Below are 26766 nucleotides of genomic sequence, written 5' to 3'. Positions count from 1 at the left end.
AAGCATGATACGAACTAAATAATCTATTAGTTAACTTTGACCAACTTATTAAAGTTATTGTTAATAAGTTCTTGCTTTAGGCGGAAATGAGCTTACTGTCAAAGGTTTCAGCCGGACCGGCTTGTAGTCAATACGACGATTTTCCCTGAAAAATAAAGTATGCTTAAGCCATTTGTCATCGTTCCGCTCAGGAAAATCGTCCCTGGCATGCGCACCACGGCTTTCACGACGAGCTTCAGCTGATACTATGGTTGCCGTTGCAACTTCAATCAGATTATCGAGTTCTAATGCTTCAACTCGGGCAGTATTGAATATTTTACTTTTATCCTTGATTTCCGTTTGCGCAACATGTTTGGCGATTTCACTGATTTTTTCTACCCCTTCCTTCAGCATGTCAGCAAAACGAAATACACCACAATATGTCTGCATGGTTTTTCGTAATAGATCACCCACTTGGGCAACACTCTCTCCGTCTTTCTGGTTATCCAAACGTGCCAATCTTGCGAGTGTCTTATCGACAATGTCGGAAGGGAGTTGTTTGTATTGGGAATTTCGTTTCAAATCTTCAATAATTTGATTACCTGCTGCTCGCCCAAAGACGATAAGGTCCAGTAACGAATTAGTGCCCAAACGATTTGCTCCATGCACAGAGACGCAAGCACACTCGCCTATCGCGTAAAAGCCTGGCACAGCTTCTTCTGGCCCTGTTTTATAAGGCGCAACGACTTGACCGTAGAGATTAGTAGGAATCCCGCCCATCATATAATGAGCCGTCGGAACAACAGGGATAGGTTGTTCAATGGGATCTACATGCACAAACTTGATTGCTATCTCACGTATTCCGGGTAAGCGTGATTTGATCACCTCGGCACCAAGATGATCGAGCTTCAATAAAAGGTGATCAGCATTTGGGCCAAAACCTCGGCCCTCTTTTATTTCGGTTGTCATAGCACGCGATACTACGTCGCGACTCGCCAGATCCTTGGCATGCGGTGCATAACGTTCCATGAAACGCTCACCGTCCTTGTTGAGCAGATACCCCCCTTCCCCCCGCACGGCTTCACTAATCAGCACCCCTACTCCATACAAACCAGTTGGATGAAACTGCCAAAATTCCATATCTTGCAGCGGGACGCCGGCACGCGCAGCCATAGCCAGACCATCACCCGTATTAATAAAGGCATTCGTACTCGCCTGAAAAATGCGCCCCGCCCCGCCTGTGGCAAATAAAGTCGCCCTGGCTTGAAGAATCATGACCTCGCCAGTTTCCATTTCCAGCGCGGTTACACCAAGTACATCACCTTGCTCATCCCGCAAGAGATCTAACGCCATCCACTCTACAAAAAACTGGGTGTTTGCACTCACATTACGCTGATAAAGTGTATGCAGCATGGCATGACCTGTGCGATCAGCCACTGCACAAGATCGTGTTGCCTGCGTCTCCCCAAAATTCCGTGAGTGCCCGCCAAAAGGACGCTGGTAAATTTTGCCATTCTCCAATCGATCAAATGGCATACCGTAATGTTCGAGCTCGTAAACAACCTCGGGAGCCTGCCGACACATGAATTCAATCGCATCCTGATCACCGAGGTAATCAGATCCCTTTACGGTATCATACATATGCCAATGCCAATTATCCTCGGTGACATTACCCAGGGAGGCAGCAATACCGCCTTGTGCAGCAACTGTATGTGAACGAGTGGGGAAAACCTTAGATAGAACGGCTACTTTTAAACCAGCTTCTGATAATTGCAGCGCAGCCCGCATCCCTGCTCCGCCTGAACCAACAATCACCACATCAAATTTTCGTTTCGGGATGTTCACGTTAACCCCACAGAATTTCAGCAAACCAGATAAGATAGAAAAACAAAGAAATGATGACTGCGATATGCAACGTTAGACGAATAATTGTGGCATGAATATAATCCATAAATACATTACGCATACCTACCCAAGCATGCCAACAAAGGCTTATAAAAAATAAAAAAGAAGCTATTCTCACCCACTGACTGGTAAATAGCGATTTCAATGCTGCATAATCAGAAATTGGGTAGAAACTGAATAGGAAGGCTAATAGCAATACATAAACTACCATCAATACTGCTGTAACGCGCTGGATTAACCAATCCCGCAAACCATAATGAGCGCCGCTTATAATACGATTCATATCTTTTACCATAATAAAGCTCCCATCAGCACTGTTAGGATAAAACCCATTATGAATACAATCTTACTACTTAAACGCGCTTGTTCCAGGGAAATACCATAATGTAAATCCAGCGCCAGATAACGAATACCTGCGCAAAAATGATGCATAAAAAACCATACTGGCAATAATAAGGCGCCTTTTACAAATGGATTAACCAGTATCAGTTGTAACTCAGCAAAACCCTCAGGCGAACCTAATAGCATTTGCAAGCTGCAAAGTAACAATGGAATACCCGGAAAAAACAATAATACACCACTTATACGATGCAGGATGGAAACCTGCGCTGGCAACGGCTGCTTAATCTTAAAGAGATTAAGATATTTTGGCCGCTTTCTTTGAAATTTTGTTTCCATAGAATAAGTAATGGACGATGTTGTTTTTAGATAATTGACAACACTAACAAATCTTTACAGATTTTAGTTTAATCTGTTATTCCGTGTCATACAATGCCAAATCATCATTTAAGATTTGTTCTGATGACTATCTTAATAATGCTCGAATTCCGTACGACCCTCGCGTCTGATCAAATCATCAATCGTAAGGCCGATTGCTGGCCTGCCATTAAATACAGTTCCCGATCTTTTATTATTGAAGTGCTCTAACATGGTTCGGTAGGCTGACGGTGGTAATGGGAAGGATTTGGCTTTTTTCACCTGAAGAAGAGCATTCTTCATATAAAACTCAACAAACTCTCTCACTTCAGGTTTCTCTGCTGCCTTGATACTTACATAAATAAAAATAGGACGGGATAGAGGTTGGTAACTTCCGCTCTCAACTGTTTCAACAGATGGCAAAACACTACCATTACCGCTATCTATCGCAACGGCTTTAACTTTATCCTGATTCTCGATGTAATAGTGAAAACCGAAGAAACCCAATCCATTCTTGTTGTTTGCCACCCCCTCCACTAATACGTTGTCATCCTCGGATTCAACATAATCGCCACGGCTTAATTTTGACTTGCCAACGATAGCCTTGGTAAAGTAATCAAAAGTGCCAGATGCTGAATCAGCTCCAAAAAGTTTGAAATCTTCATTTGGCCATGCCGGGTTTATCTGATTCCATTTGGTAATTCTGCCCTGGGCAATTGGTTCCCATATTTTCTTCAATTGTGCGACAGTCATGGTTGTACTCCAATTGTTATCCGAATTAACAGCCACGGTTATTGCATCAAAAGCAACGGGTATCTCTACGAATTTCACGCGGGAGTTTTTGCACTCTGCCATTTCATTTTCCAGGATAGGGCGGGAAGCATTCACGATATCTATTTCACCGCGGCAGAATTTGTTGAAGCCACTGCCGCTACTTGAGATATTGACCATCACTTTGACAATATCTTTTTTAGCTACCTGGAAATTCTTTGCTAGTGCTTTGGTAATGGGATAAACGGTGCTGGAGCCATCTATTTTGATAATTGACTGAGCACTCACAATATCGGCAGCACCGATTAAGGCACTCATTAAGATAAACATACTCAGCACTTTAAGAGTGTGTACTTGTAACATTTTATCCTCCTTTGTTTGAGATACCGCTTAGAGTAGCTTACCTTAGAGCAGTTTCGGTACTATGTGTATAAGAATGTTAATACATATTTCTAGACTTTGATCATATCCGCTTGTTTCTGATCGATCAGAACATAAATTACTATACTCTTCATCAATCAGAAACTGGTTTTTTTAAATAAATGCGAATAAGTGCGATATAGCTTTGGAAACATTAGAGTTTATATATATCATCACTATTACCAGCTCACTGCACAATAAATTGCCGGTTTAGATTCAGAACACTCCTATTCCTCATTACACTGCCGAGAATTCAGGAAATAGCCCTCTATTCTCGGCGTGTGGAAAACCTTAACATCTTGTTTTCTTTACACTCGGTTAAAAATCGACTGTAATCTGTGATAGGAATGCTGCAAAACTACCATTATCCCATCCGTGGGTTCGTGCGCCTGCACCGCCGGAGTAGCCTCGAGTATCTGTAGTTGGAGTTCCAGATGTGTCGATATCTAGCAAATAGACCATATTGTTCTGAAGTTTGACATTCGAATGAGGATACCAATTTAAGGCAAATCTGAACATTGAAGCTCGACCACCTCTAATTACACCCGAGTTCATGTCAATAAAATCATAGCCAGCAGCGACCTCCCATGCACCCAAGCCTGAAAGATTCCAGTGAAATGGTTTCTTGGGCTTAATCCGGTTTGCTGCACCGTTTCTGACATGGTAAGCTTTGGATTCACCGGTCAGGAAGTAGCTTACAAAACCGTAGTAGCCAGTCAAATGCTCATTGTCATAACCGACACCATTGATATTGGTACGTAAAAATTCAGCTTGTGCTGCAAATGGACCATAAACTAACCAGGATTCTGCCCCATAGCGATCGAAACTGGTGATCTGGCGGCGATTTGGATCGGTTAGTGCACCATTACTCAGGTTTCCGGTATTCAGAACATTGGTACGATCTACGTTTGTTCCAAGGAATCCAACAAATGACATACCGCCGCCGCCGCTAGTTGATCCCTCTCCAACCATAGTGCCGTCAGCTCGGAACTGCGTATTGACCGTAGTGTGTCCTGCAGAGATACCTACGTGCAAGAATTTGGTGTCATCTTCCATCCACGGCCTGCCTGTTATACGACCGATAGCTGTCCAGCCGGTGTCACCAGAGCCATTATTGCGGTTCTGATTACCGTTGGCGTTAACCGAGGTATTAGCCGAATTCCCCGCACCAATAGGTTCTGTTTGAAAAGCGATCCCAGTCTGCCAGCGCGGAACCGCATAATTGACACCAATACCAGTTTTATATACATTAGGATTATCAATGAAAGAGTTAACTGCCATATGGCGTTCAATAAAAGTTAAAAAACGGTTACTGGCAGCTTCTTCCAAGCTGAACGGTTCTTTGAATGAACCAATTTTGTATGACAATGCATCGGTGTGATTAAATCGTACAAAAGCATCAGTAATCCCGGCTGCTACCGTGCCATTGCCACGGCTAAAATCGTACTCCAATTTATAATCCCATACTTTAAAGAAAGTACCTTCAACACCAAGACGTGCACGGCGGATAGTTGCGCCACTATTCAACTCATTGGGTGTATTGCTACCAATAGGAGGATTGGGTTCATTGATAAAATTGTATTCTGCAGCAGGCTGGATACGTCCATTTACTGCAAATGAGAAATTACCGTCCTTGGTTTTAAAATGCAAACCTCGATCATCAAAATCCATGTGGACTTTCTCGACTTCCTTAACGCGTTCTTCAAGTACCGAAACCTGGTTGGCAAGACTCTCATTCGCAGCTTTATCTGCCACTTCCGTCGTTTGGTTCTTGCGGATTGGAGCTAATTCAGCCGACTCAGTTTTTCTCGATGATTCTGCTGAAGTCTGCGATGGTGCTGGTAGTACTTTCGGTGTTTCTGTTTTTGGAGGTATATCCTCAGCTTTTACGAAAGTACCTAAAAGTACCCGGCCAGGTCCTGGCTCAGCAAAAATTTGCTTGGTCTCGGTATCAACATAAAGCTCCAACGCAATTGCATCTGAAATAACTCCGGCACTCAAAGCAAAAGAGAATGCTAGAGCATGTTTGAATATTTTCATGTTCTGTCCTTAATGAGGTATCCTTAAGGGCAGCATGGTAATAAAATAGTATTACAGTTTTATGACATTATTACAATTTCATGACATATATGACATTTCTTTAATGAGGCTTAGCAAGTCAGTAAATTTGCTAGAATCTAAAGAATTGAAAATCGTTCTCAATGAAGAGAATTCAACTGGAAAGATAAAATAGGCTAGAGGAGATCTGAATAAAGGTGTGGCCTGGATATAGTACAAATCACACGGAGGATAGTGCCTGAGAAAACAAGCTTTTAAGCCCTGCTATCGACAATTGAGAAACAAATCAAAATAACCTCCGGCAAAACCGGAGGTTATTTTTTCTATAATCGTCTTTCTAGTTTTACCACTTCATCAATTCTGAGATCTAATTTGCTCTCGCCACCAAAAACGGTACCCACTTTTCTTTGCTTAAGGTGATCCAAGTTCAACTGATAAACCTCTGCCGGCAGAGGAAAGTATTTGACTTCTTTTACAAGAGCAGGTGCATTTTTCATGTAAAAATCTACCAATTCATTCACTTCGGACTTATCTGCTGCCTTGGCGTTTACATAGATAAAGATTGGGCGGGATAAAGGTTGATAGCTTCCATTTTCTACTGTTTCTGCTGAAGGAATAACACCACCCTTACCATTATCTATCGCAGCAGCATTTACTTTCTTCTTGTTCTCAATATAATAAGCAAAACCAAAGAAACCAAGACTGTACTTATCAGTTGCTATACCTTGTACGAGCACGTTATCATCCTCAGAAGCCGTAAAATCACCACGACTCGATTTTGCCTTGCCAACAATTGCTTCTGTAAAATAATCGAATGTACCAGAATCCGCACCTGCGCCAAATAACTTGATTTTTTCATTAGGCCATGCTGGATTAACTTGATTCCACTTGGTTATTTTCCCCTGTGCCGATGGCTCCCATATCTTTTTCAACTCGGCAACTGTTATCGTTTTGCTCCATGTATTATGGGGATTAATTGCTACTGTTAAGGCATCAAACGCAATGGGCATTTCTATATACTGAACACCCGCTGCTTTGCAAGCTTCCATTTCAGAATGCTGGATCGGTCTCGAAGCATTGACGATATCAATTTCTCCTCGACAAAATTTCTTAAAACCACCTCCTGTCCCCGATATTCCTACTGTTACCCTAACCCCGCCTTTTTTAGCTTTCTGAAAATCTTCTGCAACCGCTTCTGTAATAGGATAAACAGTACTAGAACCATCAATCGTTACAGTTGGACTGGCATTGACTTGACTATTCATAGTGATCGCCGTAGTTAAGACTATAACGAAAGGGATAATTTTGAGTATATGTGATTTCAAAGTGGATTCCTCCGTGTGTAATTAGCTCTGCAAATTAATGATATCGCCTGGGCAAAATTAAATGAGTAACGAATACTAGTTGATGAATATTGCAGAATTGTGACAAGCTACTCTAAAGCTTAATTTATTTATTAGATTGTTTCTTAGATTGTCCAATCAAAGGGAGTTATTCTATTTTCAAATCAAAAATGGCGCGGAAGCAAGCCGCAGGCAGTATAAATAATACGGCTAGGAGAAGCCGACAAAGTCAGATTTGATTTAGCGATGGAATGACTTCAGTTCTCACCTTCACAGATCCCTATCCGGCAGAGTGCACCGACAAAATAGTATGTTGCTCACATTTCTTGATCGGCACAAAACATGTGAACCACTTAAGCAAACCTAGCTTAGAAAAACAGGCATTCCAACTCTACTCCAGGATCGTCCGCGCGCATGAATGTTTCCCCTACTAAAAACGTATTCACCTGATGCGCCTGCATTAAAGCGACGTCATCACGTGTTTTGATACCACTCTCAGTAACGACGATTTTCTCCGCTGGAATTTGTTCTAGCAACTGCAAGGTCGTATCCAGGCGCGTCTCAAAAGTACGTAAATTGCGATTGTTAATACCAATCAGCGGTGTAGTCAGTTGCAGGGCAAGTTCTAGTTCATCAGCATCGTGCACTTCAACCAATACTGCCATCCCAAGTGAATGCGCAAGAAACTCGAGTTGATGCATACGTGCAAGTGGATCGGCTGCATGCTTTTCATTTGGATAAGGAAACAGCAGAAAAGCGGAAACAATCAACAAAATACAATCCGCACCCATGGCACGGGATTCGAATACCTGATAATCATCCAAAATGAAATCTTTGCGCAACACCGGTAGCTCACAGGCCATACGCGCCTGTTTTAGATAATCTGCGCTCCCCATGAAGAATTGTCTATCTGTCAAAATGGACAGGCAAGCAGCGCCATACCTAGCATAACTTGCCGCAATCTCTGCCGGATCAAACCCCTCGATCTCAGTACCAAGTGTATTTCCCATAGTCAAATTAGAAGGTGTTGTCGCTGACTTTACCCGCCCGCGCAACAATCCTTTGCTTGGACTCGCCTGTTTTATTTCAGCGATCACAGCAGGTAATCCCTGATCAATTTTGGTGCGAATAGCGCCAACAAAATCACGCGGTGCAGTCGCTGCTTGAGACTCTGCCTCTATCGCCGCTAACGGCTTTGATGCTCTGGCAGCGGCTATTTCCTGAACTTTAACGGTAAGAATTTTATTCAGAATATCAGACATGCTTGAATCCTAACTACTTTGATGATGGGAAAATGCGATTAAATCCTGCATTTTTTTCATGGCTGCACCACTTGCGAGAACGCTACGGGCTTTTTCGATTCCCTCGGCAAGCGATGCTGTGATTCCTGCTACATAAATGGCTGCGCCTGCGTTCAATAAAACAATGTCTCTCGCTGGTCCGAACTGATTATCCAGCACAGCTAACAGCATTTCTTTGGCATGGGCTAGATCGGTTACTTTAATGGTTTCAATCGGTGCACTGGCAATACCAAAATCCTCTGGCTGGATCGTATATTCATAAATTTCACCTTGCTTAAGCTCACCCACTCTTGTTTCCCCGGTAATCGTGATCTCATCCAGACCATCATAACCGTGTACGACCATAACGTGATGACTACCCAGGCGTTGTAGCACACGCGCAATGATACTGACTAGCCTCGCGTCAAATACGCCTAATAACTGATTTTTGGCACCGGCAGGATTAGTAAGTGGCCCCAGAATATTGAATAATGTGCGTACCCCCAATTCACGCCGAACGGGGGCAGCATGCTTCATCGCATGATGAAAATTAGGCGCAAACATGAAACCGACACCGATTTGATCAATAGACTGAGCAATTTGCTGAGGTGTTTGATTCAGATTGACCCCGACGGCTTCGAGCACATCCGCGCTGCCCGATTTACTGGATACTGAACGCCCACCATGTTTGGCCACCTGTGCGCCCGCTGCAGCAGCAACAAAAGTTGATGCAGTTGATACATTGAAGGTATGGGAAGCATCTCCACCTGTTCCACAAGTATCGACCAAATGAGTCAAATTCGACACGTCAACTCGGGTAGCAAATTCACGCATCACTTGGGCTGCGGCAGCAATTTCTTCGATAGTTTCTTTTTTTACCCGCAACCCTGCAATGATGGCAGCAATCAATAGCGGCGACATTTCACCAAGCATGATCTGCCGCATCAGTGTCAGCATGTCATCATATGGAATTTCCCGCTGCTCGATCAGGCGAGCCAATATCGCTTGTGGATTCACAGATTAAATGGCTTTATGAAAGAATTAGATATCTGATTGTTACCCGCCAACCAGAAAATTTCTGAGTAATTGGTGCCCATGCTCGCTCAAAATCGACTCCGGATGAAACTGCACCCCCTCGATAGGCAGTGTCTTATGGCGTACCCCCATGATTTCACCATCTTCAGTCCAGGCAGTAATCTCCAGGCAATCCGGCAAACTTTCACGCTCAATCACAAGAGAATGATAGCGCGTCGCTATAAACGGATTGGGCAAACCACGAAATACGCCGACATCATGATGAAAAATCTGCGAGGTTTTACCATGCATGAGCTGTTTAGCGTGAACAATCCGACCACCGAATGCCTGACCGATGCTCTGGTGACCCAGGCATACACCAAGCGTCGGAATCTGCCCACCGTAATCTCTAAGCAATGACAAGGAAATCCCAGCTTCATTAGGAGTACAGGGACCTGGGGAAATGACAATCTTGTCAGGATGAAGCTTTTTAATACTTTCCAGTGTTATTTCATCATTACGAAAAACCTCGACTTCCTCACCCAGCTCACCAAAATATTGCACCAGGTTATAGGTGAAAGAATCGTAATTGTCGATCATCAGCAGCATTTTTTATATCAATGGTACCAAGTAATAGTATTGGAAACTTGCGAGCATCAGATGAGCTTACAAAATATTGATTTTAGCACAGAATCAATCATCAACTGGCTAAATACCCCATGCTAGCAGACCGTTCCAGCGTAACATTTACAAAGACGCCGTTCAGCCTGAGTTGTGAGTAGTGAGCTTGCCGAACTGCCGAACTGCCGAAGACCAATGTTAGTTGCTTAACGATTCGACAAGCACATCGCGAACGGGAAAGGTTGCATTTGAATGATTTACTTGGAACAGTTTGTATTTAATCTGACGTATTCAAAAATAGAATTGAGTAGGAACTGACAATTGCCATCATTGAAATGGCCGTTTCCGGTCAAAACAGTCAATCAATTTTATTCAATGAATCTCTGAATACCCTGTCCAGATAATATGAGATAGCTTGCAATGTCATGATCTCCAAAACTGTATACCGTTTTATTTAGGATGATATACAGTTAGCAAATTGGACTAATATCACAACTTTGTTGTTTCTTATTCTTAAATATGGTAGATACACGGAAACCATATAATTACTAGTTAGGCCATTACACGACATAAAGTATTATGAGAATCATCAAAACACGAAGTGCGCCTGAATCTGCAAAAAGCGGCGAATACCATATTTTGACATTTGCCGAGACGGGCTTCGCTATGCTTAATCTATATGGTGAAAGTTTTGGAATTGACAGAGATGCTATAGAAAATTTTTCAAGGCAGTCAAACCGAGCTGATGAATCAGGCAGCTTGTATCCCAAAGCTCCGATTAGTATCGTCCCCCGCCGCTATGTAAGAGATTTAAATGATGCGAACCAATTAGCAAATCAGATCATTGAATTTTTGAAAGCAAACCAAAAAACAATCCATGCCAAGAAAATCTTATTTGATTTTCGAGCTGGAGTTGATAAATTTGTGATAGAAGCATGCGAACATGCACTCAAAAGTCCGTATGCAAATGGTATAGATGAAGCGGTAATTATTGATGAAAACTAACCGTCATGACTGATGAATTTTGCGAAATGTGGGCCTAACATAGCGCTCCACTCGACCCGCTCCCGGAGGCTATTTTGTGTTTTCAGGTTTCGTGGATAGGCGCGGTCGGGTGAGCTTTGTCGTTATCCAAAACAAATCATATGAAACCAAAACAATATTCTGGCAAGCTCTATTACGACGACCTAATCGCACACGTGGAAATCATTGCATTCATTATTCGTGAGAGCGAAATAGGTTTTTCTCTCGCTTCAGTGACGTCGGAGCACGGACGATGGGTGGCAGAGTCAGGAGAACCGGCTTTGCTTCAGCCGGACGGGTCGTATTTGGCGCAAAACGTATATGCAAGTAGCAATGGAACGCGAGCGAGCGATCCATGGGACATTGTGTTTCGTATTAAACACAAGGAAATAGGCCAATACATTGAGATTTCAGGAGAACTGCACGAAGGTGGTGAAATCTATGAGTTTGGAGGTGAACTCGAGGCAGTTCAAGGCTGACAAATGCTTGCAGCAGACCGTCAAAATGCTATGCATTTTGCCTCCAGCTGAAGCATCAGCTTCCATTAGAAAATTTTCCTAATGGAAAATCTGGGATAAATGCACTTCATGCACTACTCAATGACTGACACCTTTTCTTGCGGCGGGCGTTCGCTCGCCTATGGTCCGCCGGTTACTTCACGTTATGCATCAGGATTCACATGGCGAAGAATAAGAAACTCACAATCCCCAAAAAGTCGTGGGGCGATCGAGCCATGGTTGTAGCACGGGCCGGCTTGGGTACCATTCCATTCGCCGGTTCCGCTGCGGTGGAGATTCTCAACGAGATAGTTGGAAATCCCCTTGAGAAAAGGCAACGGGAATGGATGGCTGAAGTGGCAGATGCACTTGTATGGCTGGAAGAAAACCGAGGGCTGGCACTGGATGACCTCAAAGACAATAGTTCGTTTCACGACCTTGTAACGGAAATCCTGCAAAGGGTGTCTACAGATACAGACTCAGCCAAACTGACAGCGTTGCGCCATCTTCTTTTGAATGCGGCATTAGCTTCCAGCACGCGCTAACGATGTCCATGACTTCTTTCTCAAGTACGTTGATACCTTGAGCACCCTGCACGTGCGATACCTCTCCTTCTGCGAAGATCCTAAGACATGGTGCGCCGAAAATGGAATCGAAGTGCAAGACATCGTGGATGAAGATTACGACCAATATGAAGGCGTGGCGGTCCCCCTGTTCCTCGAACTTGGAGCAAAGCGGTCAGGAATCGAAGAACGAGCATTTCCGGAGTTCCGAGATCACCGCGAGGTGATGAGTCAGGTCTACTCCGAGTTGGTAAGGAAGGGGTTGCTAAATCACAAACAGATCAATGATCCTCTCGATTCCGTGATCTCGCCGCTTGGGAAACAATTCCTGAACTTTATTCGTTTTCCAGATGAACCGAAGAAGGTAGATGCATAATAATCCGTTGCACCGAGGCTGTGGGCCACGCGGTTTGGTGAAATTGAAGTCGTTCGCCGTGGCCTGGTAAACGGAGGCATTATATTATGAAGGTACGGTGAGACTTTTGAGCAAGAATAAATATGATATCCCAGAAAAGGCAGATTTTATTCGTCTTACAATCTTGCTGCACGACCTAGTCTGCTATGACAAGGCTCTTCAAGAGCCAATTTCGGACAAAGAAAGTCTGGTCCAAAAATTCAGGAATACGCGCAATGTTTTTGTCTCACTTCACAACTTGAGAGATACTTTAAACGTTGTGCAAGTTGACTGGGATCGAGAATTTATCTCCAAAACTAGAGCATTACGTCGGGAATTAGAGTTTATTGGACATGTGCGAAACAAAGGCGTTGGGCACCTTGATAAAGAGCTTCTTGAAAGAGCGGCTCAATGGATGCCGCAAATATTTTATGAAAGTTCAAAAGACAACGAAGAATACATAACCTTTGAATGCTATAGGGCGGTGTTGGAGGCAAGCATCAATTCATATTTGAATGAACTCGGAGAGCAAAAAATCTTTTCTTCAGATATTGACTTGCTGTACCCACCCAATGCTAAAAGATTTTTCGAATTCTTATCTCGTACAGTTAATGATTCAATCAGCTGGCTCTCAGAAGCACGCGAAAAGGTAAAGTCTAAGATAGACTTTCATTCACGAGACCAGATTAAGGAGCTCGGAGCAATAGCCGGGCAAACCAGCTTTGACTTAAAGGGCGAATCAAATCTGGATTTTAGCGAAGAAGAAACTAAAGAACGGTTGGTTCTTGCGCTTGATAAACTTAGGGGAATTGGAGCTGAGGAGAAGGTTATAGATTTCATAAAAAAGGAGTTTATGGAGGAATATAACAAGTGAATCAAGCCGACCAAATTTTCCGCTGCCGCTCCAAATTTGGCGGCTTATTCTGGTGTTAGCTTCCACGGAGACTTTAATGGCAATCGATGGGCCGCACATAGATCCTTACCTGTTTCAACAACAGCTTGAAGCATTTAGAAGTTTCGTTGAAGAACACTCCGGTCTCGCCTTCGTCTCCTTTGCATCGAATCCATACACCGAGGAGCAAGAGGGCTACAAGTACGAGATTCACCATGCAGGGCGAGATGCCCTAGCGTTTCAAGCTTGGAAACAATCCGACATTGGAACCGGCGACATAGTTGAAGCCGTCATTGGGGCCATTGAAATACCCAAGAGCAACCTTGTGCCGTGGAAGGGGCGCTTTGGCAAAGAAGCTCGGCCACACCAGCCACTTTATGAGGCCAAGAACCAGCAAGCTAAATTGGCAAAAATCGAAGAATGCTTGTTCAAGCTCTACCGCGAGGAGCAAGACGAAGAATCATTTGCTGAGTTGGTCAGCTTTTTTGGGAAAACCTATCCGCTTCTAGCCTATTTGTTCTTCCTGAAAGACCGTTCAAAGTACCTTCCAATCGCGCCTACTTTCTTCGACCGAGCATTTGAACACTTGGGGGCCGACTTCAAGACCAGCCACCGATGCTCCTGGGAAAACTACTCGATCTATGTTGCTCTAATCGGAGAACTCAAGGCTATGCTTGCCGAGAGTCTTGCAAGTGAAGTGACTTTGCTTGACGCTCACTCGTTCGCGTGGATGCTGGCTGCCCAGATGGAGCATGAGAACAAACTTGCCAATGTTCAGGATTATCTGAGCCTTCCGTCTACAGAACGTGAGGCCATTGTCAAAGCGCGAATTGGCCAAGGCAGATTCCGGGAGAGTCTAATCAGCTACTGGTCAGCTTGCGCGGTTACGGGTTGTGGAGAAGCGGCACTGCTTCGCGCGTCCCACATCAAACCTTGGGCTAAGGCTACGTTGGAGGAGCGCCTAAATCTCTACAACGGCCTGTTGCTGTCTCCAGCACTTGATGCATGCTTCGACTCTGGGTACGTTAGTTTTAATGATGACGGAAAGATTCTTATATCAAAACGACTCACGGTAGAGGATGCTTGCGCTTTGGGCGTTACTTCCTATATGCGCTTGAAGCGAGTTGAGCCTGAGCACAGAAAGTATTTGGCTTTTCATCGCGCGCATATTTTCAGATGAAAGCTAACACTGCGCTCCAGCGGATTGCTAGGTGCTCATGAAGAATCTCCGGCAGCAACTAGTAGACGCGGCTCTTGAATGGGAACAGTCCTTTGGAGTTTGCCCGTCTATCACGTCTGCAATATCGGAATATGATGCGGCGCTGCTCCTTGGCATGAGCATTGAAGATTTGTCGGCAGGTGCGCAAGGTAAAACTGCAGTCCAAAAAGGTCACGACTTCATCCACAATGGCTTTAGATATCAAATCAAGGCAAATCGCCCCAGTGGCAAGCCGGGCAGTTTTGTGACTCTTGTTCCGAAGGCCAAAAACTATGAATGGGACTATTTGATTTGGGTCCTGTATGATCGGTACTATCAAATTCAAGAAGCATGGCTGTGGGATGTATCTGCATATAAGCAGGCATTCGCTGAAAAGAATCGGCTTTCTCCTAAAGACTATCGTTTCGGTACTAGGTTGGCTTAATACGCACCTAACTATACGTTCAACAGGATGCGCTCTTCCTACTTAGCCCTGTCGAAAAAACACAGTGTTACCAGCAAGGTAACCATGTAGAACATGTTGGATGGCAGCGTGAGCATGCCATAAATCAGATTCTGCTCAATCAATGTGCGGTGGATGTCTACTTCCGAATAGCGCGCATCGGAGGCCGAATTGGCCATGGCCACTGCCACTGGACCGTCGGGCTTGAGTGAAGTGGCGAACAGATTGATCCACAGGTAGTTGGCATTCGGCACCGTTTCCTTGCCCTGATCCTTCGCCTTGTTTTTAGTGCGCGGAATGCGGTAGGTGTTGAAACGTGTGTCTCCTTCCACGCGCGACAAGCTCACGTCATCGATGTCGAATGGAGGATTAGCCAGCACATAATCGAATTTCCCGAAGCTGTCGTAAGGATCCTCGTAGTAAATGTTAGCCTGTTTGGTCTCGCGCGTGATCCGGCAAGTAGAAACCGCATTGCTCAATGGCAATCTCGGAGAGGGATTTTTCCCGGCGCGTGCCTTTGAGCGCAGTGTATTCAGCCAGAATTTTCTCCTCATGCTGCCGGTATTTGTTGTCAGCGAACTTGAGAAAAATCAGCCCAAGTACCGGTGTGGAATATTCACTGGACTTAAGATCGGAATTGGCGCGCAGATTGTCGGCTGCCGACCAGAGATCGTTTTCGAGTTGTTTGAGTGCTGCTGGAGTCATGAATCAGCTATCTGATGGTTCTTTGAAAGATTGAAATCCGCCAAGTATTTCATAAGGGATAGCGTTATTCAAACCCCTATGGATTATTCTTAAACTATTTCCATCCATCATTCCCTATCGGAGATCATTCCCGTAAAACTTTTACCACTCGCGGTGAGATTGTCGAACCACCAAATAACGGCCTTCGACGAGCTCAGGCCGAACGGTGTTTATATAAATGGTATGCTGAAATGTGCGTTCTATCTGTGAAATAGCCAGCTTATTCCATTTCCAAATCAAAAATGACGCGAAGGCGAGCCGCAGACAGTATAAGTAATACGGCAAGGAGAAGCCGACAAAGTCAGTTTTGATTTAGAAATGGAATTAGTTATCTAGCAATGTAGTTTCACAATATTCTTATGACCTATCAGTAAAGTAAAATTAAAAAATAGGATAAGCATCACATTTCAAGTCAATCGTAACTATTATCTATAGGGAAGAATTATGAATCATCTTATTAAGCATACTGGCTGGTTGGTATTAGCCATTGCAGGTGCCTTTTCTTTTGGCGTCATTGCCCTGCAGCAAGGCGAATCCATTAACGCTATCTGGATTGTGATTGCAGCTGTTTGTGTTCACCTGATTGGCTATCGCTATTACAGCTTGTTTATTTCACGGCGTGTATTGGGACTTGATTCTGAGCGCATGACGCCTGCGCATAAATTTAATGATGGACTGGATTATGTGCCGACCAATAAGTACGTGTTGTTTGGCCATCATTTTGCTGCAATTGCCGGTGCTGGACCTTTGGTTGGGCCAATTCTGGCTGCCCAGATGGGTTATTTACCCGGTTTACTGTGGTTGCTGATAGGCGTGGTTGTGGCTGGTGCCGTGCAGGATTTCATCGTGTTATTTATGTCGATGCGGCGCGATGGCCGCTCGCTCGGTGACATGATTAAATCTGAGCTTGGGCCCATCCCCGGTATGATCGCGTTGGTCGGCACCTTTTTTATCATGCTGATTCTGCTGGCGGTATTGGCATTGATTGTGGTCAAGGCGCTGGCGGAGTCACCTTGGGGAACCTTTACTGTGGCCGCGACCATTCCCATTGCATTTTTTATGGGTATTTATGCACGTTATATCCGCCCAGGACAAATTGGTGAGGTTTCATTGCTCGGCTTCATTCTGCTCATGCTCGCGATTGTCGGTGGGCAATCCATTCAGGAAAATCCTGAGCTGGCAGCTTTATTTACCTTTAATGGCGTCCAACTCACCTGGATGTTGATTGCGTATGGCGCAATCGCTTCGGTGCTGCCGATCTGGCTATTGCTGGCACCGCGCGATTATCTCTCGACTTTTCTCAAGATCGGAACGATAGTCGGGCTAGCTATGGGTGTGCTGGCTATTTCGCCAGAGCTTAAAATGCCGGCTTTCACACAATTTGTTGATGGAACGGGCCCAGTCTGGTCTGGCAGCTTGTTTCCCTTCCTCTTTATCACTATCGCATGCGGTGCTGTCTCGGGTTTTCATTCATTAATCTCATCGGGTACGACACCCAAAATGATTAAAAATGAGAAAGATGCCCGTTTCATTGGCTATGGCGCCATGCTGATGGAGTCATTTGTCGCGATTATGGCTCTGGTTGCTGCTTCAATCATCGAACCAGGGATCTATTTTGCAATGAATAGTCCGGCAGCACTGATTGGTAGCACAGCTGAGTCTGCTGCTCAAACCATTTCGCAATGGGGCTTTTATCTTACACCGGAAATGCTGACCCAAACTGCCAAAGATGTGGGTGAAAATACCATCATCTCACGTACTGGTGGGGCCCCCACTTTGGCTGTCGGCATGGCCCAAATTCTGTCTAACTTTATCGGCGGACAGGCAATGATGGCATTTTGGTATCACTTCGCGATTCTGTTTGAAGCACTCTTTATCCTGACAGCAGTCGATGCAGGTACCCGTGCTGGACGATTCATGTTGCAAGATCTGCTCGGTACTTTTGTACCTGCCATGAAACGCACCGATTCTATTGTCGCAAATCTCATTGCCACAACTTTATGTGTCAGTGGTTGGGGGTATTTCCTATACCAAGGGGTCATCGATCCATTAGGCGGCATCAATACTTTATGGCCGCTATTCGGTATCACTAACCAGATGCTCGCTTGCATTGCGCTCATTTTGTGTACCTGCATTCTGTTCAAAATGCAACGCGACCGGTACGCATGGATCACCATTGTCCCTACCGTTTGGATTGCCTGCACGACCTTAACTGCTGCATGGCATAAGATATTTAATGACAATCCCCGAATTGGTTTCCTAGCCCATGCAACCTCATATGAGGAGGCGCTCAGTTTAGGGAATCTGCTTGCTCCTGCTAAATCAACTTCCCAGATGCAACAGGTGATTTTTAACGATTACCTGGACGCTGGGCTCGCAGCTATGTTCATGTGCATACTGATCAGTATGTTGTTTTTTGGCTTTAGAACTATCCTGCTTGCACGCAGAGTAGCGCGTGTCGAATTATCTCCTGTCAATCCTTATTAATTTTAAACTTACTAAATAGAGGTTTTTCATCATGTTAAACAAAATTATCCGGGCTGGGAGTTATTTAGGGCAAAGCATGCGATTAATGATCGGTGTGCCTGAATACGACGTATATGTTGCGCATATGAAAGAGGCGCATCCTGATAAGGCAATCATGTCTTATGAAGCATTCTTCCGTGAGCGGCAGGAAGCGCGTTATGGTGGCAAAATCAGCCGCTGCTGTTAACCCCGTCTATTGAAAACTGGGCGTCTTACCAAACTCAGTCATAATGCAGGTGAGACGCTCCCAAAACTCGTATTTCTGGAACCTCAATAACAGTATTTACCGGTTTTATACCAAAGATGCTTTTGGGGATTCCTATTTATGGCTTTCCAGCTTTTTCAGCACATGATGGGTAATATTATTTGCAAGCTCCTGTTCATCCAGAAATATTGTCCCTGCGTTTTCTTTTTGTAGTCGTGCAGCATCTTCTACATCATGCGTGCTGATTAGGATCTCAGCCTGCGGATTCAGGATGTGGGTGGTTTCGACCATTTGTTGTATCCGCAACGCATCAGCAGCGGTGATAATCAATACGCTGGCGCGAGCGATGTGCGCCTGGATCAAAACAGCCGGATCAGTGGCATCACCCGCTACAGCATGGATACCCTGCTTACGTAAGCGCTCAACGACTTCGCGATTATGATCCACCACGACAAAATGGATTCCTTTCTTGGCCAAAATTTCACCTATACGCTTCCCCACAGCTCCATAACCAACAATTACCACATGATTTGTCACGTAATTGGATGCAACTGCCAGCGGTAATTCTGCCAACGGATCAACTGAACGCTCCAATCTGCGGGCGAGTCGGGAACGAGCACGGATCCAGTTCTGAATGGGCTCAGCTGATTGAAATATCAATGGATTAAGCGTAATAGAAATAAAAGCCCCTACTAATATCAGGTTATATCCCTCAAGCGGAAGAAGCCCTAGAGACAAGCCAAGCGAAGCAAGAATAAATGAGAGCTCCCCGATTTGCGCGAGACTGACCGACACCGTGAGAGCTGTATTAAGTGGATAGCGAAAAATGAGCACGAGTATAAAGGCGGCCAGCGATTTTCCCAGCATAATGATCGCAACTACAACAAGCACGTGTAGCGGCTCCTCGATCAAAATATGCGGATCAAACAACATGCCTACGGACACAAAAAACAGCACGGAAAAAGCGTCTCTGAGCGGTAAAGATTCCTGAGCGGCACGATGGCTCAAACTAGACTCCCGCATCACCATGCCGGAGAAAAACGCACCGAGCGCAAAGGAAACATCAAACAGTATTGCTGCTCCATACGCAATTCCCACTGCAACGGCGATAACGCATAGCGTGAACAACTCGTTCGATTTGGTGCTAGCAACATGCCAAAGCAGCCATGGAAAAAGCCTTTTCCCCACGATAAGCATGAATGCTATGAATGCTGACACCTTAGCTAAGGTGATGATGAGTGTCATAAATAATTGCGTACTTGCAACTGAGCTAGTGTCACCTCCTAAACCAACGGAGAGTGGCGGCAGTAATACAAGAGCCAGCACAACGACTAAATCTTCAACGATTAGCCAGCCAACTGCTATTCTGCCATTGATCGATTTAAGCAATCCGTGCTGCTCCAATGCACGCAAGAGCACAACTGTGCTAGCAACTGACAGCGCCAAACCAAATACAATACCTGCAGCTATATCCCAGCCCCAACTCATCGCAATTGTGGCTCCCAAGGCAGTTGCCACTACAATCTGTACAATTGCGCCTGGCAGCGCAATGTGTCGAACTGCCAGCAAGTCATCTAGCGAAAAATGCAATCCAACACCAAACATCAGCAGAATGACGCCGATTTCTGCCAGTTGATTTGATAACTCGATATCTGCCACAAACCCAGGTGAATGAGGGCCAATGATCATGCCGGCCAGTAGGTAGCCTATTAAAACAGGGAGTTTTAATCGTTGAGCAACAATCCCCATAATCAGCGCCAGGCCGAGACTGACTGCAATAGTCATAATTAGAATTGTGCTGTGTGGCATTCTTGAAAAAATTGATGGTTTTATTAAATTATTTCAATTTATGGAAGCAAATGGGGTCAAGTATTTCAATTCATTCCTGGAATGAAGCAACACGCATAAATAACAGGCAATAAGATGCCCTTCATCAGGAAACGCCTTAGGGCTGGGCATTTAATTTTGATTAATGCTTCAGCTCATCACGCTTTTACTGATATCTTCTTTGAGATAATTTTGTCTGCTTCAGATAATTCTGAAGCTCTAGAAAATCATTCTAGCGATTTGCAGCGATATTTTAGACATGCTGCACCGGCCCCAGCTATGGCTATCGCGCACAAGAAAAGGATGATTTTCATCTTTCGCTGTCAGCTTTACCCAGATTTAAGGGTAATCAAAATACTCAACCTTTATAAATATAATTAATATAAGTTGTTATCATCATGACAACGAAAAGCACCAGAGACAGAGCAATACGTATTGTTAATGATTTGACCATACGCGTGCCCTGCCCATTATCTTTAAGCATGTAGTAAAGTGCGGATCCAAGACTGTAAAGTATTATCAGCAATAGTAAAATAGCAAAGATCTTCAATTTTTATTCCTGTTATTGTTGGAATTAAATTAAGTGATCATCAAGCTTAAGCACTCAATGACTTTATGTGTTTCATCCCGTTTAGTTGCGACTCTGCTTATATATTGTAACTGATTACCATAACATATGATTGATCTAGTAATTTTTAGATAGTTTCTCGATATTTTGCTAACTCCTTCAATTTTTTCAGAACAACATGTTGAGTAAGCACAACATAACAGAATTTCCGCCTGCTATTCTTCTAATGGGGCCGACAGCTAGCGGAAAATCGAATGTAGCCATGGAAATTGCCCAATATTTTCCAGTTGAAATCATCAGCGTGGATTCAGCTCAGGTTTATCGGAAAATGAATATCGGCAGCGCTAAGCCTGATCAGTATGCCCTGGCTGCAGTACCTCATCATCTGATTGATTTAATTAACCCAGACGAGCATTATTCTGCCGCACAATTCCGCCAAGATGCGCTCACAAAAATGGATGAAATCACAGCAAGAGGGAAAATACCTCTATTAGTAGGTGGCACCATGCTTTATTTCAAAGCCTTGAAAGAGGGTCTCTCTGAACTCCCTTCCGCAGATGAAAATATTCGGAGGAAGATTGAAATAGCTGCTGCAAAGAAAGGCTGGCCAGAAATGCATCGCATGTTGAAGCAGTTTGATCCAATCACCGCAGAACGCGTCAAGCCTCATGATAGCCAACGCATCCAACGGGCACTAGAAGTATACTATCTCACTGACAGACCTATGTCAGAAATACTATCGCAACAGAAAAGTACACCGCTTCCTTATAGCCTGATCAGCATCGCGCTCCTGCCAGCTGACCGGAAAATTTTGCATGAGCGTATTCTTTTCCGTTTCGACAAAATGATAGAAATGGGATTGATTGATGAGGTACGCACTATCCGTGATCAATTTTGTGTAAATGCAGAAACTCCTTCCATGCGCTGTGTCGGTTATCGGCAGGTATACATGTATCTGGACAATTTCATTAGCCTCACTACAATGAGGGATATGGGGGTTGCGGCTACGCGGCAATTAGCAAAACGTCAATTGACCTGGTTACGAGCAATGACAGAATTACAGGAATTCGACTGTCTTGCAGAAAATTTATCCCAGCAAGTGATCGCATACTTGCAAACTAGAGATCTTGTAACTAATTGACACTCAAGGTTTTCTTCCCCCTTATTTAAATTTAAGCTAACTTTAATTTTAAGGAGATAATATAGAAATGCGCAATAAATTATGGATTCTAATTGGAATACTTTTTAGCATTTTGGCCATACCGGGCTGTGGTAATTCAGAAAAAGTGCATGAATCCTGGGTAGTACCCGCTGAGGGGCCTCAATACGATGATAATGCTATTTCCAACAATATTAAATCAAAGCTATCAGCTAATGCAGATGTGAAAAATCTAGCTCTCAATATTGAGGTAAGAAACGGCGAAGTATCGATAAGTGGTCTAGTTGACAATCAGGCCCAAGTCGATCAGATCATTATGCAAGCGTGGTTGGTTGAAGGGGTCAAAAAGGTTAGTAATCAAATCCGCGCGAAGAACAGTCAATCAGCAGCAAGCCAATAAACTCTAAATATAAGAAATAATAAAAAAATAATACTTACCACCCCGGAGAAGCTCCGGGGTTTGTTTGATACGGCCTAGACTCCGATTACAGTTAAATTCCCCGCAACAACTCATTAATTCCTGTTTTGGAACGAGTTTTAGCATCAACCTGTTTTACAATCACCGCACAATAAAGGCTATATTGCTTGTTCTCTGAAGGCAGGCTTCCTGATACCACCACTGAACCTGGCGGTATTCGGCCGTAAGTGATTTCCCCTGTTTCCCGGTGGTATATCTTAGTGCTCTGGCCAATATAAACCCCCATTGAAATGACAGAGTTTTCCCCAACTATCACCCCTTCGACAATTTCGGAGCGCGCGCCAATAAAACAATTATCCTCAATGATTGTCGGATTGGCCTGCACAGGTTCCAGTACGCCACCAATGCCTACCCCCCCTGATAAATGCACATTCTTACCAATCTGAGCACAAGAACCCACAGTCGCCCAGGTATCAACCATAGTGCCCTCATCAACATAGGCGCCGATATTAACATAAGAAGGCATCAACACTACATTGTTAGCGATAAATGAACCTCTACGAACTGCAGCAGGCGGTACCACCCGAAAACCCCCATCACGAAAATCTCTAGAACTATAATCCGCAAATTTGGATGGAATTTTGTCAAAGTAATTAGAGAAACCACCTTTTATGAAAGCGTTATCTTCTATCCGGAAAGATAATAACACTGCTTTTTTGATCCACTGGTGCGTCACCCATTCACCGCCAATTTTTTCAGCAACACGTAACTTACCGTTATCAAGCAGATTAATGACGTGCGCAATTGACTCTTTGAGGTTTGCTTCGACATTACGCGGTGTAATCTCAGCACGCCGCTCGAAAGCTTCTTCAATTATGGCTTGCAATTGTTCCATGATATTCCTTAAAACGTTTAATCAATTCAGATACAACAATCTTTTATTCTTTCCATTGCTTCCACACATTCAGCTAATGGTGCGACCAATGCTATGCGTACGAAATTTTCACCTGGATTAACACCGTGGGCTTCACGTGCAAGGTAACTGCCCGGCAAAACATTGACATTATAATCGCGATATAACTTTTGGGTGAATTCAACATCACTGATGGGTGTTTTTACCCAGAAATAGAAAGCGGCATCGGGCATAGTAATCGGCAGATGTTCTGCCAGGATAATCATGGCCTTATTGAATTTTTCCCGATACATGCGGCGATTTTCGATCACATGCTGCTCATCAGCCCAGGCAACCTTACTGGCGGCCTGCACCACTGGATTCATAGCGCTGCCATGATAAGTGCGATACAGCAAAAATTTTTTCAGAATAGCAGCATCCCCTGCCACAAAACCGGAACGCATCCCAGGCACGTTGGAACGCTTGGATAAACTACTGAACACGACTAACCGAGGAAACCCATTTCGACCAAGCTGGTGAGCTGCTTCTAAAGCGCCTAACGGGGGATGATCCTCATCAAAATAAATTTCTGAATAACATTCATCTGAGGCGATGACAAATCCATAACGATCAGATAGTGCAAATAACTGTTGCCATTCATCCATAGTCATTACCCTACCGGTAGGATTATTTGGCGAACAGACGTAGACAAGTTGCGTACGTGACCAGATATCAGCCGTTAGCTGCGTATAATCCAATGCAAAATTATTTTTAGCTAGGGTATTGAGAAAGTAAGGAGTTGCTCCCGCCAATAAGGCAGCGCCTTCGTAAATCTGATAAAAAGGATTTGAGCACACTACAACCGGAGGTTGTGCTGTATGGGCATCAATAACAGCCTGAGCAAATGAAAACAAAGCTTCACGACTGCCATTGACCGGAATCACTTCTGTATCTGGATCAATGGCTGTCAATCGATAACGTTGCATTAGCCAGGTAGCAATGCTCGTCCGTAACCACTTTGCACCCATGGTTGTGGGATAATGTGCCAAGCCGTCAAGATTATTAATTAGCTCCTGACAAATGAAATTAGGTGTTGGATGTTTAGGCTCACCAATGTGCAAATGAATGGGAGTTAGCGATGGATTAGGCGTGATTCCATCCAATAATTTTGAAAGTTTCTGGAAAGGGTAAGGCTGCAGGTTGTTCAGCGTTGGATTCATTTTGCTATATTAATGGTAAGGCCAAAAGTAGGTATAAGCGAGCGCATGTTTCTCAAATGCTCTCTACACTTAAACTACAGCAATTTTTTTAGCAGACTACTTTTTACATGCTTTATTTGATAAAAATTATCCATTATAAAGGGCAATCCTCATGTTGACCAAACAAAAAAATATCGTACCGATCACCGCTTTGCTCATTGGTGCGACTTTTTGGGGAGTAGCTTGGTACCCCTTTCGTTTACTGGAGCAGGCTGGAATCAGGGGGGAAGCTTCTACTACCCTCACTTACTTTATTGCCTTATTAATTGGACTTGTGTTATTCCGAAAACAAGTTCGAACATTCAATTTCTTGGATAAAGCAGTCTATCTACTCGTCTGGATTGGCGTGTGCTCAGGTTTGGCGAACACTGCCTATGTTCTGGGAATCATTCATGGTGAAGTTATGCGAGTTTTACTTCTATTTTATCTGGCACCATTATGGACAATTCTATTTGCACGGGTTCTGCTTAGTGAAAAATTGAGCTTACTTGGGTACTGGGTCATTCTACTATCTCTAATCGGCGCAATGACAATGTTATGGCAGCCAGGAAATGACTTTCCTTTGCCTACCTCGTATGGTGACTGGATGGGGTTATTAGGTGGCATTATGTTTGCGCTTGCCAACGTACTGATTCGTAAAAATCAAGTGCACAATATTCAATTAAAATCAATGGCAATATGGTTAGGTGTCACGTTAATTGGATTTTTTGCAACCTGGAGAATGGAATCCCTCCCATTAATCTCTGACATCTCCACAGACATCTGGGTACTTTTGCTAGTGCTGGGATTAATAATCTTCTTCCTGAGTATAGTCTTACAATATGGTTTAACCCATATTCCGGCAAATCAGGCTATTGTTATTATGTTATTCGAGTTGATCGTTGCTGCCATTGCTTCATACTATCTTGCAAATGAAACAATGACGCCTAAAGAGTGGATAGGTAGTTTAATGATTATCTCGGCAAGTCTTTTTTCTGCACATATTAATTATGTAGGGCCTGTATCTCAGCAGCCATGATGTCAGTAATCATATTAATTCCATTTCCAAATCAAAAATGATGCGAAGGCGAGCCGCAGACAGTATAAATAATACGGCAAGGCAAAGCTGACAAAGTCAGGTTTGATTTAGAAATGGAATAACAAGGAGAAAGGCGTTCACTCGCCTCCGAAGCACAGATTAGCCTGAATATTTGCTATTATAAATTTAATCTACGCGCCCACGCGTTGATTTTAATTTCTAAATAATAAGAATATTGCAATCATGTACCATAAATGGTATTGACTTGTAATATCATGCGTATTATTCGATCATTTCTTTGATACTACAATTCACGGTATGGGTAATGATCATTCTGTCTATCAAGCGATAATTGCAATATTTGATGCTGAAATACAGGATGCCTTTGCTCAAGGATCTAATCAAACATAGCTAAATGAAAAAAATTCTTCTTCCTATACTTTGCGTCTTATTTTTCACAGCATGTATAACTAAAGAAAAATTTATAGATAAATTTGATCGTGGCAAAGACTGGGCGGAGCTGCAAACACAATTACCCCCCTATCCCCAAGCCGGCAACCTGCTGGAATTCAATGTTGGTCCTACCAGTACTCACCGCTACTTCGTAGATGCTGCATCTATCTCTGTGGAAAAAGATGGGGTCATTCGATATAGCCTGGTAGTGAAATCAGCGCAAGGCGCAGAAAATGCAACTTTTGAAGGGATACGCTGTGAGACAAGGGAAAAGAAACGCTATGCTTTGGGTCGCAATGACAGAACCTGGGTACAACCGCGAGTTTCCGAATGGCAAATGCTCCAAAATGTTACGCAAGATTACGCTCAACGTGAACTTGCTAAATATTATTTCTGCCCACGAGGCCTTATTGTCGGATCGCCAGAGGAAGCTATTCAGGCGTTAAAAGCAGGAGCTCATCCGAAAGCTCTTCGATAAAAAGCTAGAGCATTCTGCATTTAAATACGTCCATACCCTGAATTCAGGAAGTAATTTCCGCATTCATATGCTGAGAAGAGCGGCAGTATGCTGCCGATGGTT

General features: G+C 43.9%; 29 protein-coding genes. 14 read left to right on the top strand and 15 right to left on the bottom strand.

What is annotated here, in order from left to right; all coding sequences use genetic code 11:
• Positions 1–60: 60 nt before the first annotated feature.
• The 9 genes from sdhA to R2Q26_RS10840 form a co-directional block, all read right to left on the bottom strand.
• Complete coding sequence (gene sdhA, locus R2Q26_RS10880) at positions 61–1824, bottom strand: succinate dehydrogenase flavoprotein subunit (protein WP_317536297.1); 1764 nt, start codon at positions 1822–1824, stop codon at positions 61–63.
• Between the two features lies 1 nt (position 1825).
• Positions 1826–2167 carry a succinate dehydrogenase, hydrophobic membrane anchor protein gene (gene sdhD / locus R2Q26_RS10875; RefSeq protein ID WP_317536296.1) on the bottom strand — a complete coding sequence of 114 codons (342 nt, stop codon included), beginning with the start codon at positions 2165–2167 and terminating at the stop codon, positions 1826–1828.
• 5 nt (positions 2168–2172) lie between these two features.
• The gene (gene sdhC / locus R2Q26_RS10870) at positions 2173–2562 is read right to left on the bottom strand and encodes a succinate dehydrogenase, cytochrome b556 subunit (protein WP_317536295.1); all 390 of its coding nucleotides are present in this window, start codon (positions 2560–2562) and stop codon (positions 2173–2175) included.
• 132 nt (positions 2563–2694) lie between these two features.
• Positions 2695–3714, bottom strand: coding sequence for a PstS family phosphate ABC transporter substrate-binding protein (locus R2Q26_RS10865; RefSeq protein WP_317536294.1), 1020 nt, complete (start codon positions 3712–3714; stop codon positions 2695–2697).
• 375 nt (positions 3715–4089) lie between these two features.
• Positions 4090–5811 (bottom strand): OprO/OprP family phosphate-selective porin, encoded by a 1722-nt coding sequence (locus tag R2Q26_RS10860; protein WP_317536293.1) that lies wholly within the window; start codon positions 5809–5811, stop codon positions 4090–4092.
• Between the two features lie 341 nt (positions 5812–6152).
• The gene (locus R2Q26_RS10855; protein WP_317536292.1) at positions 6153–7094 is read right to left on the bottom strand and encodes a PstS family phosphate ABC transporter substrate-binding protein; all 942 of its coding nucleotides are present in this window, start codon (positions 7092–7094) and stop codon (positions 6153–6155) included.
• Positions 7095–7540: 446 nt separating this feature from the next.
• The gene (locus tag R2Q26_RS10850) at positions 7541–8434 is read right to left on the bottom strand and encodes an indole-3-glycerol phosphate synthase TrpC (RefSeq protein WP_317536291.1); all 894 of its coding nucleotides are present in this window, start codon (positions 8432–8434) and stop codon (positions 7541–7543) included.
• A gap of 9 nt (positions 8435–8443) precedes the next feature.
• Complete coding sequence (gene trpD / locus R2Q26_RS10845) at positions 8444–9469, bottom strand: anthranilate phosphoribosyltransferase (RefSeq protein WP_317536290.1); 1026 nt, start codon at positions 9467–9469, stop codon at positions 8444–8446.
• Between the two features lie 39 nt (positions 9470–9508).
• Positions 9509–10075: an aminodeoxychorismate/anthranilate synthase component II gene (locus R2Q26_RS10840; protein ID WP_317536289.1), complete on the bottom strand. Its 567-nt coding sequence runs from the start codon at positions 10073–10075 to the stop codon at positions 9509–9511.
• 591 nt (positions 10076–10666) lie between these two features.
• Here R2Q26_RS10840 and R2Q26_RS10835 point away from each other — a divergent pair.
• The 8 genes from R2Q26_RS10835 (at position 10667) to R2Q26_RS10800 (ending at position 15099) form a co-directional block, all read left to right on the top strand.
• Entirely contained in the window at positions 10667–11092 is a 426-nt protein-coding gene (locus tag R2Q26_RS10835) for a hypothetical protein (protein WP_317536288.1), read from the top strand.
• A gap of 140 nt (positions 11093–11232) precedes the next feature.
• Complete coding sequence (locus R2Q26_RS10830; RefSeq protein ID WP_317536287.1) at positions 11233–11589, top strand: hypothetical protein; 357 nt, start codon at positions 11233–11235, stop codon at positions 11587–11589.
• A 120-nt stretch (positions 11590–11709) separates the two neighbouring features.
• Positions 11710–11853, top strand: a complete 144-nt coding sequence (locus tag R2Q26_RS10825; protein WP_317536286.1) for a hypothetical protein — start codon at positions 11710–11712, stop codon at positions 11851–11853.
• Positions 11844–12152, top strand: a complete 309-nt coding sequence (locus R2Q26_RS10820; protein ID WP_317536285.1) for a hypothetical protein — start codon at positions 11844–11846, stop codon at positions 12150–12152. The genes R2Q26_RS10825 and R2Q26_RS10820 overlap by 10 nt, the downstream gene beginning before the upstream one ends.
• Before the next feature lie 112 nt (positions 12153–12264).
• Entirely contained in the window at positions 12265–12546 is a 282-nt protein-coding gene (locus tag R2Q26_RS10815) for a hypothetical protein (protein WP_317536284.1), read from the top strand.
• 106 nt (positions 12547–12652) lie between these two features.
• Complete coding sequence (locus R2Q26_RS10810; protein ID WP_317536283.1) at positions 12653–13438, top strand: hypothetical protein; 786 nt, start codon at positions 12653–12655, stop codon at positions 13436–13438.
• Between the two features lie 52 nt (positions 13439–13490).
• Positions 13491–14636: an HNH endonuclease gene (locus R2Q26_RS10805; RefSeq protein ID WP_317536282.1), complete on the top strand. Its 1146-nt coding sequence runs from the start codon at positions 13491–13493 to the stop codon at positions 14634–14636.
• Between the two features lie 37 nt (positions 14637–14673).
• Entirely contained in the window at positions 14674–15099 is a 426-nt protein-coding gene (locus tag R2Q26_RS10800; RefSeq protein ID WP_317536281.1) for a hypothetical protein, read from the top strand.
• 38 nt (positions 15100–15137) lie between these two features.
• Here R2Q26_RS10800 and R2Q26_RS10795 read toward each other — a convergent pair whose 3' ends face one another.
• Entirely contained in the window at positions 15138–15596 is a 459-nt protein-coding gene (locus R2Q26_RS10795; protein WP_317536280.1) for an N-6 DNA methylase, read from the bottom strand.
• On the bottom strand, positions 15544–15822 hold the full coding sequence (locus tag R2Q26_RS10790) for a type I restriction-modification system subunit M N-terminal domain-containing protein (RefSeq protein ID WP_317536279.1): 279 nt from the start codon (positions 15820–15822) through the stop codon (positions 15544–15546). The genes R2Q26_RS10795 and R2Q26_RS10790 overlap by 53 nt, the downstream gene beginning before the upstream one ends.
• Before the next feature lie 483 nt (positions 15823–16305).
• Between R2Q26_RS10790 and R2Q26_RS10785 the strand changes: the two genes are divergently transcribed.
• Both R2Q26_RS10785 and R2Q26_RS10780 read left to right on the top strand, forming a co-directional pair.
• On the top strand, positions 16306–18348 hold the full coding sequence (locus tag R2Q26_RS10785; protein WP_317536278.1) for a carbon starvation CstA family protein: 2043 nt from the start codon (positions 16306–16308) through the stop codon (positions 18346–18348).
• A gap of 31 nt (positions 18349–18379) precedes the next feature.
• On the top strand, positions 18380–18574 hold the full coding sequence (locus R2Q26_RS10780; RefSeq protein ID WP_317536277.1) for a YbdD/YjiX family protein: 195 nt from the start codon (positions 18380–18382) through the stop codon (positions 18572–18574).
• Between the two features lie 132 nt (positions 18575–18706).
• Here the strand turns inward: R2Q26_RS10780 and ybaL are convergent, their stop codons facing one another.
• Together ybaL and R2Q26_RS10770 are read right to left on the bottom strand one after the other, a co-directional pair.
• A complete protein-coding gene (gene ybaL, locus R2Q26_RS10775) occupies positions 18707–20401 on the bottom strand; it encodes a YbaL family putative K(+) efflux transporter (RefSeq protein WP_317536276.1) in 1695 nt (564 codons plus the stop codon).
• 376 nt (positions 20402–20777) lie between these two features.
• The gene (locus R2Q26_RS10770) at positions 20778–20969 is read right to left on the bottom strand and encodes a twin transmembrane helix small protein (protein WP_090568439.1); all 192 of its coding nucleotides are present in this window, start codon (positions 20967–20969) and stop codon (positions 20778–20780) included.
• A gap of 196 nt (positions 20970–21165) precedes the next feature.
• On the opposite strand from R2Q26_RS10770, the gene miaA reads away from it, so the two are divergent.
• Positions 21166–22128 (top strand): tRNA (adenosine(37)-N6)-dimethylallyltransferase MiaA, encoded by a 963-nt coding sequence (miaA, locus tag R2Q26_RS10765; RefSeq protein ID WP_317536275.1) that lies wholly within the window; start codon positions 21166–21168, stop codon positions 22126–22128.
• A 67-nt stretch (positions 22129–22195) separates the two neighbouring features.
• Positions 22196–22546, top strand: coding sequence for a BON domain-containing protein (locus R2Q26_RS10760; RefSeq protein WP_317536274.1), 351 nt, complete (start codon positions 22196–22198; stop codon positions 22544–22546).
• 91 nt (positions 22547–22637) lie between these two features.
• Here the strand turns inward: R2Q26_RS10760 and dapD are convergent, their stop codons facing one another.
• Together dapD and dapC are read right to left on the bottom strand one after the other, a co-directional pair.
• The gene (gene dapD / locus R2Q26_RS10755) at positions 22638–23459 is read right to left on the bottom strand and encodes a 2,3,4,5-tetrahydropyridine-2,6-dicarboxylate N-succinyltransferase (protein WP_317536273.1); all 822 of its coding nucleotides are present in this window, start codon (positions 23457–23459) and stop codon (positions 22638–22640) included.
• A 26-nt stretch (positions 23460–23485) separates the two neighbouring features.
• The gene (gene dapC, locus R2Q26_RS10750; protein ID WP_317536272.1) at positions 23486–24676 is read right to left on the bottom strand and encodes a succinyldiaminopimelate transaminase; all 1191 of its coding nucleotides are present in this window, start codon (positions 24674–24676) and stop codon (positions 23486–23488) included.
• Positions 24677–24827: 151 nt separating this feature from the next.
• Between dapC and R2Q26_RS10745 the strand changes: the two genes are divergently transcribed.
• Together R2Q26_RS10745 and R2Q26_RS10740 are read left to right on the top strand one after the other, a co-directional pair.
• The gene (locus R2Q26_RS10745) at positions 24828–25733 is read left to right on the top strand and encodes a DMT family transporter (RefSeq protein WP_317536271.1); all 906 of its coding nucleotides are present in this window, start codon (positions 24828–24830) and stop codon (positions 25731–25733) included.
• 415 nt (positions 25734–26148) lie between these two features.
• Positions 26149–26664 (top strand): CNP1-like family protein, encoded by a 516-nt coding sequence (locus R2Q26_RS10740; protein WP_317536270.1) that lies wholly within the window; start codon positions 26149–26151, stop codon positions 26662–26664.
• The last annotated feature ends 102 nt before the right edge of the window (positions 26665–26766 follow it).

The sequence above is a fragment of the Nitrosomonas sp. Is37 genome (assembly GCF_033063275.1).
GTDB lineage: Bacteria > Pseudomonadota > Gammaproteobacteria > Burkholderiales > Nitrosomonadaceae > Nitrosomonas.
Note: the sequence above shows the minus strand (reverse complement) of the source record. Positions and strands in the feature narration are given on the sequence as shown.

Bases quoted from the DNA above. Each gene is read 5' to 3' on its own strand.
- sdhD (WP_317536296.1), bottom strand. From the start codon at position 2,167: ATGAATCGTATTATAAGCGGCGCTCATTATGGTTTGCGGGATTGGTTA.
- sdhC (WP_317536295.1), bottom strand. From the start codon at position 2,562: ATGGAAACAAAATTTCAAAGAAAGCGGCCAAAATATCTTAATCTCTTT.
- R2Q26_RS10865 (WP_317536294.1), bottom strand. From the start codon at position 3,714: ATGTTACAAGTACACACTCTTAAAGTGCTGAGTATGTTTATCTTAATG.
- R2Q26_RS10860 (WP_317536293.1), bottom strand. From the start codon at position 5,811: ATGAAAATATTCAAACATGCTCTAGCATTCTCTTTTGCTTTGAGTGCC.
- R2Q26_RS10855 (WP_317536292.1), bottom strand. From the start codon at position 7,094: ATGAATAGTCAAGTCAATGCCAGTCCAACTGTAACGATTGATGGTTCT.
- R2Q26_RS10850 (WP_317536291.1), bottom strand. From the start codon at position 8,434: ATGTCTGATATTCTGAATAAAATTCTTACCGTTAAAGTTCAGGAAATA.
- R2Q26_RS10840 (WP_317536289.1), bottom strand. From the start codon at position 10,075: ATGCTGCTGATGATCGACAATTACGATTCTTTCACCTATAACCTGGTG.
- R2Q26_RS10835 (WP_317536288.1), top strand. From the start codon at position 10,667: ATGAGAATCATCAAAACACGAAGTGCGCCTGAATCTGCAAAAAGCGGC.
- R2Q26_RS10830 (WP_317536287.1), top strand. From the start codon at position 11,233: ATGAAACCAAAACAATATTCTGGCAAGCTCTATTACGACGACCTAATC.
- R2Q26_RS10825 (WP_317536286.1), top strand. From the start codon at position 11,710: ATGACTGACACCTTTTCTTGCGGCGGGCGTTCGCTCGCCTATGGTCCG.
- R2Q26_RS10820 (WP_317536285.1), top strand. From the start codon at position 11,844: ATGGTTGTAGCACGGGCCGGCTTGGGTACCATTCCATTCGCCGGTTCC.
- R2Q26_RS10800 (WP_317536281.1), top strand. From the start codon at position 14,674: ATGAAGAATCTCCGGCAGCAACTAGTAGACGCGGCTCTTGAATGGGAA.
- R2Q26_RS10790 (WP_317536279.1), bottom strand. From the start codon at position 15,822: ATGACTCCAGCAGCACTCAAACAACTCGAAAACGATCTCTGGTCGGCA.
- R2Q26_RS10785 (WP_317536278.1), top strand. From the start codon at position 16,306: ATGAATCATCTTATTAAGCATACTGGCTGGTTGGTATTAGCCATTGCA.
- R2Q26_RS10780 (WP_317536277.1), top strand. From the start codon at position 18,380: ATGTTAAACAAAATTATCCGGGCTGGGAGTTATTTAGGGCAAAGCATG.
- ybaL (WP_317536276.1), bottom strand. From the start codon at position 20,401: ATGCCACACAGCACAATTCTAATTATGACTATTGCAGTCAGTCTCGGC.
- miaA (WP_317536275.1), top strand. From the start codon at position 21,166: ATGTTGAGTAAGCACAACATAACAGAATTTCCGCCTGCTATTCTTCTA.
- R2Q26_RS10760 (WP_317536274.1), top strand. From the start codon at position 22,196: ATGCGCAATAAATTATGGATTCTAATTGGAATACTTTTTAGCATTTTG.
- dapD (WP_317536273.1), bottom strand. From the start codon at position 23,459: ATGGAACAATTGCAAGCCATAATTGAAGAAGCTTTCGAGCGGCGTGCT.
- dapC (WP_317536272.1), bottom strand. From the start codon at position 24,676: ATGAATCCAACGCTGAACAACCTGCAGCCTTACCCTTTCCAGAAACTT.
- R2Q26_RS10745 (WP_317536271.1), top strand. From the start codon at position 24,828: ATGTTGACCAAACAAAAAAATATCGTACCGATCACCGCTTTGCTCATT.
- R2Q26_RS10740 (WP_317536270.1), top strand. From the start codon at position 26,149: ATGAAAAAAATTCTTCTTCCTATACTTTGCGTCTTATTTTTCACAGCA.